Source organism: Roseomonas indoligenes, from assembly GCF_017813365.1.
GTDB classification, from domain to species: domain Bacteria; phylum Pseudomonadota; class Alphaproteobacteria; order Acetobacterales; family Acetobacteraceae; genus Roseomonas; species Roseomonas indoligenes.
In genome coordinates this window covers 99,935-111,866 of record NZ_JAGIZA010000002.1, presented here as the reverse complement: position 1 = coordinate 111,866, position 11,932 = coordinate 99,935, and the positions used below count along the sequence as shown (strand labels likewise).

The 11,932-nt window shown below is 71.1% G+C and carries 11 protein-coding genes; 5 read left to right on the top strand and 6 right to left on the bottom strand.

What is annotated here, in order from left to right; translation table 11 throughout:
* Positions 1-15: 15 nt before the first annotated feature.
* Complete coding sequence (locus tag J5Y10_RS02935; protein WP_209370537.1) at positions 16-330, bottom strand: hypothetical protein; 315 nt, start codon at positions 328-330, stop codon at positions 16-18.
* A 218-nt stretch (positions 331-548) separates the two neighbouring features.
* Between J5Y10_RS02935 and J5Y10_RS02930 the strand changes: the two genes are divergently transcribed.
* Both J5Y10_RS02930 and J5Y10_RS02925 read left to right on the top strand, forming a co-directional pair.
* Positions 549-1,481 carry a ferritin-like domain-containing protein gene (locus J5Y10_RS02930; protein WP_209370535.1) on the top strand — a complete coding sequence of 311 codons (933 nt, stop codon included), beginning with the start codon at positions 549-551 and terminating at the stop codon, positions 1,479-1,481.
* Positions 1,482-1,487: 6 nt separating this feature from the next.
* Positions 1,488-2,078: a CDP-alcohol phosphatidyltransferase family protein gene (locus J5Y10_RS02925; RefSeq protein ID WP_209370533.1), complete on the top strand. Its 591-nt coding sequence runs from the start codon at positions 1,488-1,490 to the stop codon at positions 2,076-2,078.
* On the opposite strand, the gene J5Y10_RS02920 is transcribed toward J5Y10_RS02925, so the two are convergent.
* From J5Y10_RS02920 to aepX, 4 genes are read right to left on the bottom strand one after another with little or no spacing between them, the layout of a single operon-like run.
* Positions 2,079-3,164 (bottom strand): 2-aminoethylphosphonate--pyruvate transaminase, encoded by a 1,086-nt coding sequence (locus J5Y10_RS02920; RefSeq protein ID WP_209370531.1) that lies wholly within the window; start codon positions 3,162-3,164, stop codon positions 2,079-2,081.
* The gene (locus tag J5Y10_RS02915) at positions 3,161-4,150 is read right to left on the bottom strand and encodes a lysylphosphatidylglycerol synthase domain-containing protein (protein WP_209370529.1); all 990 of its coding nucleotides are present in this window, start codon (positions 4,148-4,150) and stop codon (positions 3,161-3,163) included. Before J5Y10_RS02915 ends, J5Y10_RS02920 begins: the two co-directional genes overlap by 4 nt.
* Positions 4,147-5,283: a phosphonopyruvate decarboxylase gene (gene aepY, locus J5Y10_RS02910; protein ID WP_209370527.1), complete on the bottom strand. Its 1,137-nt coding sequence runs from the start codon at positions 5,281-5,283 to the stop codon at positions 4,147-4,149. The genes J5Y10_RS02915 and aepY overlap by 4 nt, the downstream gene beginning before the upstream one ends.
* Positions 5,280-6,926, bottom strand: a complete 1,647-nt coding sequence (gene aepX / locus J5Y10_RS02905; RefSeq protein WP_245214265.1) for a phosphoenolpyruvate mutase — start codon at positions 6,924-6,926, stop codon at positions 5,280-5,282. Before aepX ends, aepY begins: the two co-directional genes overlap by 4 nt.
* Positions 6,927-7,039: 113 nt before the next feature.
* On the opposite strand from aepX, the gene J5Y10_RS02900 reads away from it, so the two are divergent.
* The 3 genes from J5Y10_RS02900 (at position 7,040) to J5Y10_RS02890 (ending at position 11,252) form a co-directional block, all read left to right on the top strand.
* Positions 7,040-7,798, top strand: a complete 759-nt coding sequence (locus J5Y10_RS02900; RefSeq protein WP_209370525.1) for a phosphocholine cytidylyltransferase family protein — start codon at positions 7,040-7,042, stop codon at positions 7,796-7,798.
* Between the two features lie 35 nt (positions 7,799-7,833).
* Positions 7,834-10,434 carry a hopanoid transporter HpnN gene (gene hpnN / locus J5Y10_RS02895; protein ID WP_209370523.1) on the top strand — a complete coding sequence of 867 codons (2,601 nt, stop codon included), beginning with the start codon at positions 7,834-7,836 and terminating at the stop codon, positions 10,432-10,434.
* A gap of 74 nt (positions 10,435-10,508) precedes the next feature.
* Complete coding sequence (locus J5Y10_RS02890) at positions 10,509-11,252, top strand: MlaA family lipoprotein (RefSeq protein ID WP_209370521.1); 744 nt, start codon at positions 10,509-10,511, stop codon at positions 11,250-11,252.
* 13 nt (positions 11,253-11,265) lie between these two features.
* Here the strand turns inward: J5Y10_RS02890 and J5Y10_RS02885 are convergent, their stop codons facing one another.
* Positions 11,266-11,880, bottom strand: a complete 615-nt coding sequence (locus J5Y10_RS02885) for an ABC transporter substrate-binding protein (RefSeq protein ID WP_209370520.1) — start codon at positions 11,878-11,880, stop codon at positions 11,266-11,268.
* Positions 11,881-11,932 lie beyond the last annotated feature (52 nt).

Genomic DNA, 11,932 nt, shown 5'->3' with positions numbered 1-11,932 from the left:
AGCGGCGCTCCTATCCTATTCGGCTGGCTGGGCGAGCGTCGGCTCGGACGGTGCCCGGAGTTCAGGGGTTAGACAGAAACCCATGTTTTCCCGGATTCCGTCCATCGCCGCAACCTCCACCGCCCCCGCGCCGCCCGCATGGCGGCACGGCGCCCCCAGCACCATTCCCTCCGGCGCGGAGGCGCCGGCGGTCAGCCCCACCCGCCCCGCGCCGGATCGCCGGGCGGGGTCGGGCTCGCTGCAATCCGCGATCAGGGGCCTCGGCACGCCTTGTTCAAGCCCGGCCCCGCGTCCGCGGTCGGAATTCGGTCCGTTGCGGCTTTCCGCCATCAGAGGCAGCATCCTCCCCGGCCGGGCCGGTTTTCCCCCGCCGGGTCCCCGGCCCGGCTGGCCGGGACGTGAAACCACCGCAACATAGATCATACGGGGCAGCAGCTTTCCTTACGGCCATGACAGCCCCATGGCGGCCGCGGGTTGCGTTCCCCGCCGGAGCCGCCATTAATCATTCTTCCGGCCAGGGTTCGCCGGCTCCTTTCCGAGGTTCTCCAATGTCGTCGAGTTCTGCCGAGGCTGTCCCTCTCGACAGCCCCACCGTGGCCGCCGCCGACCACACCGCCCGGCACTGGACCTTCGACGAGCCTGGCCCCGTGCGGATCGGCAGCGAAGCCCATATGCGGATGTTCGCGCGGATGCTGCTGGAGACGCACAACCCCTACAAGCCGCGGGTGCTGGACTGGCCGAAGCTGGACGCCGAGGCCCATGCCCGGCTGACGGGCCTGCCGATCTGGGACATCGCCGTGCAGACGGAGGGCCGCGCCTCCCTCCGCGTCCACGACTACGCTCGCACGATCCGGGACCCGCTGCTGAACGAGGCGCTGGTGATGGATGCGGAGGAGGAGGCGCGCCACAAGCGGGTGCTGTCCAATCTCGTCGAGGCCTATGGCGTCGTGCTGGAGCCGGAGCCCGAATACACCGGCTTCAAGGACGTGGAATGGGGCTGGATGCGGACCGGCTACTCCGAGTGCATCGACAGCTTCTTCGCCTTCGGCCTGTTCGAGGCCGCCCGCCGCTCCGGCTTCTTCCCCCCCGACCTCGTCGGCACCTTCGAGCCGGTGATCCAGGAGGAGAGCCGCCACATCCTCTTCTTCCAGAACTGGGCCGCCTGGCAGCGGGCGCAGCAGCCCCTGTGGCGCAAGCCCTATTTCCTGGCGAAGACCGCGGCCGTCTGGGCCGTGCTGCTCTGGGACCGCTTCGTGCTGGCGCGCGACCTCGGCGGCTCCTCCTCCCAGACGAACTTCACGGCGAGCTCGGACTCGATCGGCGTCACGATGAGCCCGGTGGAGCTGATGCGGATCTGCCTGGAGGAGAACGACCGGCGGCTGGCGGGCTACGACCCCCGCCTGCTGCGCCCGAACACCGTGCCGTTCTTCGTGCGCCTCGCGCTGCGTTTCATGAAGAAGCCCAAGCCCACGACGGCCTGACAGAACGTGAGCAGCAACACCATCATTCACCGGATCGTGCGCCCGGCCGTCCGGGCGATCGCGCCCACGGGGATCACCCCGAACGCCATCACCACGGTCCGCCTGATCAGCGGCATCGCCGCCGCGGTCGCGCTGGGGCTGGATGCCGGAACCTGGCAGAACATCGGGGCGGGAATCTTCCTCCTCTCCATGCTGCTGGACCGGGCGGATGGAGAACTGGCGCGCTCCACTGGCCAAACCAGCCCGGCCGGGCACCGCTACGACCTGTTCAGCGACTGCTTCTCCAACGTGATTGCCTTCATCGGCATCGGCGTGGGGCAGATAGAGCACCTCGGCGCGCTCGGCCCTGCCCTGGGCACGGCGGCCGGGCTCGCGATCGGCGCGATCTTCTGGCTGCTCCATGTCCTGCAGATCGGCACGCTGCGCGGCTGGGAGCCCACCCCCGGCATCGTCATCGACCCGGACGACCTCCTCGCCCTCGTGCCCGTCCTGATCTGGGTGGGGGCGGCGGTGCCGATGCTCTGGGTGGCGGCCGTCGTCACGCCGCTCTGCGCGATCTGGATCGCCCTTACCGGGACCCGGCGGCAGCGGGCCTGATCAGGCCGGCGCCAGCACCTCTTCCACCGCCGCCAGAAGCCGCTCGAAATCCGCGCGGCCCAGCGCGCCGATGCAGCCGATGCGGAAGGTTTCCGCCTGCGTCAGCTTGCCCGGGTAGATGAGGAAGCCGCGCTCGGCCAGCGCGTCGTAGAAGGGGCGGAAGGCCAGGCTCTCCGGCAGGCGGAAGGTGGCGATGATCGGGGCCTGCAAGGACTCGTCCAGGAACAGCTCGAAGCCCAAGCGGCGCATGCCGGCCAGCATGGTCCGCAGATTGTCCGCGTAGCGCGCCAGCCGCGCGGGCTGCCCGCCCTCGGCCTCGAAGGCCCGCAGCGCCTCCACCAGGGCCGCCACCACCTGCACGGGCGGGGTGAAGCGCCACTGGCCGTCCTTCTCGAAGCCCTTCCACTGGGCGTGCAGGTCGAAGGAGAGCAAGGGGCTCCTCCCCGCCGCCGCCTCCAGCGCCGCGGGCGTGACAAGCGCGAAGCCGATCCCCGGCACCCCCTCCAGGCACTTGTTCGAGGAGGCGAGGACGGCGGTGACGGGCGTGGCCGAGAGATCGAGCGGCAAGGCCCCGAAGCTGCTCATCGCGTCCAGCAGGAAGGCGCGCCCGGCCTCGGCGACGGCGGCCGCCACGTCCTCCACCGGGTTCAGCAGGCCCGTCGTCGTCTCGCAATGCACCAGCGCGACATGGGTGATGGAGGGATCGGCCCGCAGCGCCTCCGCCACGCGCGCCGCCTCCACGGGGCGGTCCTCCGGCCAGCGCAGCGCCTCCACGGCGCGGCCCATCCGCTTGGCGATGGTCACCATCCGCTCGCCATAGGCGCCGTTTATCAGCACCAGCAGCTTGTCCTGCGGCCCGACCAGGGTGGCGATCGCCGCCTCCACGATGAAGGTGCCGGAACCCTGGAGCGGCACGGCGACGTGCGTCCCCTCCCCCTTCGCCACGCGCAGCAGCCCGGCGCGCAGTTCCGCGGTGAGTGCGATGAAAGCCGGATCGCGCGATCCCCAGTCCCGCAGCATGGCGCGGCGGGTCTCGATGGCAGTCGTCAGCGGCCCGGGGGTGAGGAGGATGGGGCTGTCGCTCATGTCGCGCCTCTCGCTTCGGCCGCGGGCCGCGCGCCCGCCACGCTCAGGCGCCAGGCGATCACGCCCGGCACGCCGAGGATGATGTCGCGAATCCGCCGGATCAGCACCAGCGCGATCGCCTTGTCCGGCGGGATGCCGAAGAGGGCGCAGATCAGCACGTAGCCGCCCTCCTGCACGCCCAGCGCGCCGGGGATGAAGAAGCCGGCGCTGCGCACGGCCTGGCCGAGGCTCTCGATCACCAGCGCCTCCGCCAGCCCGGCCTCGATGCCCACGGCCCGCATCGCCGCCCAGGTCTCCACCACGCCGATCAGCCAGGAGACCATGTGCCACCCCCCGCTGCGCCAGAGCCGCCCGGGCTGGGCATAGAGGTGCTGCACCGTGTCGTTCAGCCCGGAGAGCTCGCCGAGGGAGGTCCAGCCCACCCGCGCCGCCAGCTTCGGCAGCATCGTCTCCACCACCTTGAACAGCCCCCAGCGCTGGGCGGCGATGAAGAAGCCCGTCACCCCCGCCCCCAGCGCCGTGCCAGCCACCGCCCAGAAAGTGGCGGAGGTGCCGGCGGCGTGCGGGATCAGCAGCAGCGCCGCCAGCCCCATGAGGGAAAAGACGATCTGGGAGGCCATCTCCGTGCCCAGGTCGATGGCGAGGCTGGCGATCACGCGCACCTTCGCCACGCCCATCCGCACGAGAAGCTGCGCCCGGATCAGCTCCCCCATCGCCTGCACGATCGGCAGCAGCGCGTTGGTGGAGACACGGATCCAGCGCAGGAAGGCCAGTCCCATCACCCCCGGCCTCCGCGGATCCTCGATCAGCGGTCCCCAGCCGAGGCCGGAGGCGAAGATCTGGGCCACGTTCAGCCCCAGCACCGCCGCCATCCACCAGCCGGTCTGCAGGATCAGGTGCAGGATCGCGTGCGGGTCATTGGTCGCGATCAGCGCGACGGCGATGGCCAGGCCGATGAGCAGGCTGACAATGGTGGAGAGGATCACGCCGTGACGAAGTCCCGGAACCGCCGCGCGACATCCGCCGGCTTCACCGTCGGCCGCCCCAGCACCTTCATGGAGCCGGGCGCGATCCGCAAATGGATCATCGCCGGGCCGCCGGCCGCCAGGGCCGTGCGGAAGGCGGCCTCGAAACCGTCCAGTGAGGAGGCGGAGGCGGCGTAGCGGTAGCCGCAGGCGAGCGCAATGGCCGCGAAGTCCACGGAAGGCGAGACGGTGGCCTGCCCGCCCGTGGAGTCATGCACGCCATTGTCCAGCAGCACATGCACCAGCCGGCGCGGGCCATAGGCGCCGACGGTGGCGAAGGTGCCGAGCTTCATCAGCGCCGCGCCGTCGCCATCCAGCACCACCACGGGCTTGTCCGTGTTCAGCGCCACGCCGAGGCCCATGCCGCTGGCGCCGCCCATGGAGCCGACCTGGTAGAGGTGCTGCTTCCGGTCTGCCAGCGTGAAGAGTTCCCGCCCGCACTTGCCGGTGGTGGCGATCACCGCCGCCTCCTCCGGCACGACCGAGAGGAACCGCTCCAGAACCGCCGCGCGGGCCGGGCGCTCACCGGAGGCCGGGAAGTCCTCGCGCCGCCCCGGCGACGACAGGGCGCGCGGGGCCTGGTCCAGATCCCGCTCCTCCACGTCGTCCTTCCGCACCACGAAGGCGTAGGGCAGGCCCGTCTCCTCCATCCGCGCGGCGGCATGGTCCAGCGCCGGGCCCAGCGCCTGCCGCGCCTGCGGGAAGGGCGCCTGCTCCAGCCGCATCAGCGCGATCAGGTCCTGGGTGATCTGCCCCATGATCTCGTGCTGCGGCTCGTCGGGGATGCCGGGCTCGCCGCGCCAGGTCGTCAGGAACAGGGTGGGGATGCGGAAGGGGTGGTTGAGCGAGGTCAGCGGGTTGACCGCGTTCCCCAGCCCCGAGTTCTGGCACATCACCACCGTCCGCCGCCCAGCCAGCCAGGCGCCGGAGGCGATGGCCACCGCCTCCCCCTCGCTCGCCGCGCCCACGTAGTTCAGCGCGGGCGTGGAGAGCACGCCGTTGATGAGCGGCGTCAGGAAGCTGCAGGGCACGCCCGTGTAGAAGTCGAAGCCGGCGCGCCCCGCTTCCTCGATGAAGTCGTCAGCCTTGATCATGTGAAGTTACGGGCTTCCGCCAGGTCCGTCAGGGTGTCCACGTCCAGCCAGTGGCCGGTGAAGTACTTCACGCGCACCGGGTGCTTGGCCGCGATGCGGGTGAGCAGCAGCGGCATGTCCGCCCCTTCCAGCACCCCCTCGGCCTCCATCGCCGCGATTTCCTCCTGCAGCCATCCCGCCCCGCGCGCGGTGAAGCGGGCCAGGCCCATCCACTCGCCGTGGCACTCCGCGGCCGGCACGTCGCCGGCCAGCCGCACCAGGTGCGCGGGCCGGTCGTCCAGGTAGTCGCCGGAGAAGCGGCGGTCCGCCGTCACAAGGTCGCGGTTCCCCGGGCGGGGCTGCGCACCCAGCGTGTCCACGGCCACCACCACGTCGGCGCTGCTCGTCAGCAGGCTGTCCAGGATGTAGCGGCGGAACAGCACGTCGCCATAGGCCACCACCGTCTCACCCTTGATCGCATCCCGCGCGCAGGCCAGCGACATGGCCTCCCCCGTGCTGGCGTGGCGGTCGTTGTCGACCATCCGCACGCCCTGCAGCGTCACGGCCTCCTTGTGCTGGCCGCGCACCACGGAGACGTCGCGAACCCCGCTCTCGCGCAGCGTGCCCACCAGCCGCTGCAGCAGGGACTGGCCGCGGATGTCCAGCATGCATTTCGGCTGGTCCGTCGTCATCCCGCCCAGCTCGCCGCCGCCGGCGGCCAGCACCACGGCGGAGGGCGCGGGCTTGCTCGGCAGGTAGCGGCGCTCGGCCTCCTCCAGCTCGGCATTGCCCATCAGCCGGAAGATGTCCTTCACGGTGGAGACGCTGCCCTCCACGCGCATCAGGGACTCGTCCTCGTGGATGCGCGCCGCCGTCTCCCGCATCGCGGCCATGGAGGCGCGCAGCAGGTGGTTGGCCCAGATGATGGTGGAGATGCCGGCCTGCCGATACAGGTCCGTCGGCGTGGCGTAGTACATGGTCGGCACGATCACCAGCGGAGCGCGATTGCCCCAGCGCTCCGCGAAGGTGAAGATCTCGTCCGCGTTGGACTTCTTGGAGTGGATGAGGATCGCATCGGCGCCTGCCGCATGATAGGCCTCCGCGCGCCGCAGCGCCTCCTCCATGGAATGGCCGGAGATGAGAGCCTCCACGCGGGCCACCAGCACGAAGTCATCGTCCGTCTGGCTGTCCTTGCCCGCCTTGATGCGGCCGCAGAACTCGTCCACGTCGGCCAGCGGCTGCGCCTCCCCGATGAAGGAGTTGGTCTTGGGGAAGAGCTTGTCCTCGATGCAGACGCCGGCGATGCCGCGCTCGCAGAGCTTGCGGACGAAGCGGCGGACATTGTTGAAGTTGCCGTGCCCCGTGTCGCCATCCACCAGGATGGGCAGGGTGGTGGCGTCCGCCATGTATTCCAGCACCTCCAGCACCTGGGTCCAGGACGCCTCGTTGCTGTCGCGCAGGCCAAGCGCCGCGGAGGTGGTCAGGCCGGAGGCCCAGACGCCGCGGAAGCCCGCCTCCTGCACGATCTTGGCGGAGAGCCCGTCATGCGCCTCCATCAGGAAGGAGAGGGAGGAGGAGGTGATCTCGCGCCGGAGCGCGGCGAAGCGGGTGGACGCGGCAGGTGCATCCCCGGGGCGTGTGCCCGGCAGGCTGGCGTGACTCAAAGCGTGTTCCCCCTCGGAAGGCACGATCGGAAAGCCCGAAAATGGCCGCCCTTGTCGGGCTTCCCTAGTAACTTTACCTTCACACAGGTAGGCCGCCTATCGGGAACCCTGTCTTGCACGTCCATGCTCCCGCCCCGACCGCGATCATCCTGGCTGCGGGGGTAGGGCGCCGGCTCGGCACGGCGCATGACGGGCCAAAGATCCTGCTGGAGTTCGGCGGCCGCACCCTCCTCCACCGCCATCTGGACGCGCTGGCGGCGAACGGCATCCGCCAGGTCAGCATGACCGTCGGATACGAGCACGGGCTGATCGAGGCGGAGGTGGCCCGGATCGGCTGGGCGGACCGTGTCTCCTTCATCGAGAACCCCCATTTCAGGCAGGGCAGCCTCGTCTCTCTCGCGGTGCAGGACGCGGTGCTGCGCGCGGGCAACCCCGTGCTGCTCATGGACGGGGACGTGCTCTACGACTCCCGCATGATCGGTGCCCTGCTCGACGCGCCCGGTGAGAACATCCTGCTGTTGGACCGGGAAATCGAGCCGGGCGACGAGCCCGTGAAGATCTGCTTCAGGGATGGCACCATCGTGGACTTTCGCAAAGTTCCGGAGCACGCGCATGACCGGCACGGCGAGTCCGTAGGCTTCTTCCGCTTCTCCGCCGAGACCGCCACCGCCCTGGCCGATCGCTGCCGCTTCCACGTCGCGGCCGAACACACGAAGCTGGAATACGAGGAGGCGATCCGGGACCTGATCCTGGCCGAGCCCGCCCGCTTCCAGGCGCATGACATCACCGCCCTGCCCTGGGTCGAGATCGATTTCGAGGAGGATATCCTCCGCGCACGGCGCGATATCCTGCCGCAGCTCAACGCCGCCTGATTTCCTGGGGCGGCCAACCCCGCTAAGGGGGAGGCGTGACACCCCGCTCCTCCCTCACCGGGCGCATCGTTGCCCTCAGCGCCGCGCGCCCCTGGGCAGTCCTCCTCCTCGGGCTGATCCTGGCCGCGAGCGCCATGCACTACGCCGCCCGGCACTTCGCCATGACCACGGACACGGCGGAGCTGATCTCCACCGACCTTGTCTGGCGCCAGCGGGAGATCGCCTACGACAAGGCCTTTCCCGGGCAGGAGGACCTGATCGTCGCCGTGGTGGACGGCGCCACGCCCGAAATCGCCGAGAGCGCCGCCGCCCGGCTGGCCGAGGCCCTCTCCACCAGCCCCGACCGCTTCCGCAGTGTCCGCCGCCCCGATGGCGGCCCCTTCTTCGACCGGAACGGCCTCCTCCTCCTGCCGCTGGAAGAGGTGCAGGCGAATACGGAGGGCCTGATCCGCGCCCAGCCCTTCCTCGGCCCGCTGGCGGCCGACCCCAGCCTGCGCGGCGTGGCCGGCGCCCTGTCCACCGTGCTGGAAGGCGTGGCGCGCGGCCAGGCGGGGCTGGCCGACATCCAGCCCGCCGCCACCGCCCTGGCCGCGACCTTCGAGTCGGTGCTCGCCGGCCGCCCCGCCTTCTTCTCCTGGCGGGCCCTGTTTGCGGGAACCCCGCCCGGCCCGCGGGAACTCCGCCGGTTCGTGCTTGTGCAGCCGGTGATGGACTACACCGCCCTCCAGCCCGGGCAGGCCGGCAGCCGCGCCCTACGGGAGACGGCGGCGCGGCTGGGCTTGGACCCCGCCCATGGCGTGACGGTTCGCCTGACCGGCCCCGTTCCCCTCGCGGACGAGGAATTCGCCAGCCTCGCGGAGGACGCGGACGTTGTGGCCGCCGCGATGGTGCTGGCGCTGGTGGGCATCGTCTGGTTCGCCGTGCGCTCTGCCCGCTTCATGGTGGCCATCCTGCTCACCACCCTTATCGGCCTCGTCATCACCGCCGGGGTGGGGCTGCTGGCCATCGGGCGCTTCAACCTCATCTCCGTCGCCTTCATCCCCCTTTTCGTGGGGCTGGGCGTGGATTTCAGCATCCAGCTCTCCATGCGCACCCTGGCGGAGCGGCTGCACCACCCCGACCTGCGGGACGCCCTGGCCGAGGCCGGGCGCGGCGTCGGGCGCGGGCTGGCCCTGGCCGCGGCCGCCATCGCGGCGGGGTTCTTCGCCTTCCTCCCCACTTCCTATGTCGGCGTGGCGGAATTGGGCGCCATCGCCGGGCTGGGCATGGGGATCGCCTTCCTGCTCACCGTCACCCTGCTGCCGGCGCTGCTGGTGCTGCTGCGCCCCCCGGCCGGCGGGCGGGCGGAGCTCGGCTACGCCGCCCTGGCCCCGGTGGAGCGCCTGCTGGAGCGGGAGCGCCGGCCCGTCCTGATCGGCGCCGCGGCCGTGGCCCTGGCCTGCCTGGCGACGCTGCCCTTCGTGCATTTCGACTTCAACCCGCTGCACCTGCGCAACCCGCGCGCGGAATCCATGGTCACCCTGCGGGACATCTCGGCCGATGCGGACCGCACGCCGAACACGATCAGCGTCCTCCTTCCCGCCCGGGCGGAGGCGGAGGCGATGGCGAAGCGGCTGGAAGCCCTGCCGGAAGTTCTGCGGACGGTCAGCCTCGCCACGTTCATCCCGACCGGCCAGGAAGAAAAGCTGGCCTTCGTGCAGGACGCCGCCGGCCTCCTCGGCCCCGTGCTGGAAGGGGTGCAGCCCCTGCCCCCGCCGGACGACGCGGCGCGCATCCGCGCCCTCGGCGCCACCGCGGAGGCCCTGCGCCGCGCGGCGGGGGACGCGGGGGATCTTTCCGCCGTGACCGCCCGCCGGCTGGCGGATGCCATGGCCCGCCTGGCCGGCGGCAGTCCGGACGGGCGCGCCGCGGCGGACGAGGCTGTCTCCGCCCCGCTCCGCGTGCTGCTCGGGCAGATCCGCGCCCTCCTGTCCGCGGGGCCGGTGACGGAAGCCGACCTGCCGCGCGACCTCGTCGCGGACTGGCGCACCGTCGATGGCCGCTGGCGGGTGGAGGCCTATCCGCGCGGCAACCCCAACGACAACGACAACCTCGTCCGCTTCTCCGACGCCGTGCTGGCGGTGGCGCCGGAGGCGGTGGGCCCGCCCATCTCCATCCAGGCGGCGGGCGGCATGGTCGTCTCCGCCTTTATCCAGGCCGGACTCCTCTCCTTCGTCGCGGTCACCGCCCTGCTGGCCCTGGTGCTGCGCCGCGTGCGGGACGTGGTGCTGACGATGCTGCCAGTGCTGCTCAGCGGTCTCCTCACCCTCGCCACCTGCGCCGCGCTGGGCCTGCCCCTGAACTTCGCCAACATCATCGCCCTGCCCCTGCTGTTCGGCATCGGCGTGGCCTTCAACGTCTACTTCGTCGTCGCCTGGCGTTCGGGGGAGCACCACCTGCTGCAATCCAGCCTCATGCGGGCGGTGGTCTTCAGCGCGCTGACCACGGCCACAGCCTTCGGCGCCCTCTGGCTTTCCACCCATCCCGGCACCGCCAGCATGGGGCGGCTGCTGATGATCTCCCTGGGGTGGGAGCTGTTCGTCACCCTTCTCATCCGCCCGGCCCTGCTGGCCCGGCCACCCGAGGGGGCCTCCTAGGGCCGCCTGATTTCACAGGCTCGTGCTGGAATCGGCGCTGGGCGGCCATGGCCGGCGCCGCCTATGCTTCCACGATGTTTCAAGCCTCGATTCGCGTCCTGGTCTGCCTGGGCGCCCTCTCCCTAGGCGCCTGCGCCTCCCGGAACGCCGATCTCCAGGCCTCCGCCACCCCGGGCGACCCCTGGGAGGCGACGAACCGCGACGTGCTGGACGCCAACCTGGCGGTGGACGACGCCGTGCTGAAGCCGGTGGCCCAGGGCTACCGCGCGGTGGTGCCGGAGCCCATCCGCACCGGCGTCCGCAACGTGCTGGACAATATCCAGGAGCCGCGGATCTTCGTGAACAACGTCCTCCAGGGCCGCTTCCTGGATGCCGGGCATACGACGATGCGCTTCTTCTTCAATTCCACGGTCGGGCTGGGCGGCATCTTCGACGTGGCGACCGATTTCGGCATCGCCCGCCGCACCGGCGACTTCGGCCAGACCCTTTACTCCTGGGGGCTGGATGACGGCCCCTTCGTGATGCTTCCCCTCGCCGGCCCTTCCAACGTGCGGGACACGGTCGGGCTCGTGGCGGACGGCTTCACCAACCCGCTCACCTACCTCATTCCTTTCGAGGGCAACGTGGCCCGCGCGGTGGTCGGCGGCGTGGACCTGCGCGAGCAGAATATCGAGAACCTGGACGCTCTCCGCAGCGGCTCGCTGGACTTCTACGCGCGGCTGCGCAGCGTGTGGCAGCAGCGCCGCGATGCGGAGCTGGGCCGCAGCGGCGCCGTGGGTGACCGGCTCGACGTGCTGGAGGATCCGGGGGCGAAGTAGCCCCCGGTTCTCCTTATCCCTGCAGCATCGTCGCCGTGCGGCGCTGCAGGTCGGACACCAGCCTCTCCGCCCCGCCATCCCGCAGCAGCGCCGTGAACTCGGAGCGGCGGGAGGCAAGCTCGCTGATCGTGCCCGTCAGGTACACGTCCACGACGCGGTACCCCGCGCTTCCCTGCCGCATGAGGTAGTTCAGCTGCACCGGCGCGTCGCTCACGCGGTTCAGCACCGTCCGCACCAGCCGGTCCCCGTTCTGCAGGGTCTGCTCGCCCTGGGTGGCGAAGCTCTCGCCTGAGTAGCCCTTGAACTGGCTGGCGTAGTTGGCCGTCGTCCAGTCGGAGAAGGCCTGCACCAACTTCGCCTGCTGGTCGGGCGCGATCCCGCTCCAGGCCGGGCCAACCGCGATGCGGGTCATGGCCGGCAGGTCGAAGGTGGCTTCCATGGCCGGGCGCAGCCGCTCGTAGCGCCCGCGCACGCCGAGTTGGCCGGCGTTGCGCATCATCTCGATCAGCGTGGCGTGGAAGCGCTCCACCACCGCGCGCGGGTCGGCCGCCTGGGCAAGGGCGACGCCCGGCGCGGCAGCGGCCAGGGCACCGAGGAGCAGGCGGCGGGAAGGGCGGAAATCGTGCATGGCTGGAATCATAGCACGGCCCCTGCCCGCCCCGCCCATCAACGCCGCGCTA

Coding starts and splice junctions, on each gene's coding strand:
- aepY (WP_209370527.1), bottom strand. CDS start 5,283: ATGATCAAGGCTGACGACTTCATCGAGGAAGCGGGGCGCGCCGGCTTC.
- J5Y10_RS02930 (WP_209370535.1), top strand. CDS start 549: ATGTCGTCGAGTTCTGCCGAGGCTGTCCCTCTCGACAGCCCCACCGTG.
- J5Y10_RS02890 (WP_209370521.1), top strand. CDS start 10,509: ATGTTTCAAGCCTCGATTCGCGTCCTGGTCTGCCTGGGCGCCCTCTCC.
- J5Y10_RS02885 (WP_209370520.1), bottom strand. CDS start 11,880: ATGCACGATTTCCGCCCTTCCCGCCGCCTGCTCCTCGGTGCCCTGGCC.
- J5Y10_RS02935 (WP_209370537.1), bottom strand. CDS start 330: ATGGCGGAAAGCCGCAACGGACCGAATTCCGACCGCGGACGCGGGGCC.
- J5Y10_RS02920 (WP_209370531.1), bottom strand. CDS start 3,164: ATGAGCGACAGCCCCATCCTCCTCACCCCCGGGCCGCTGACGACTGCC.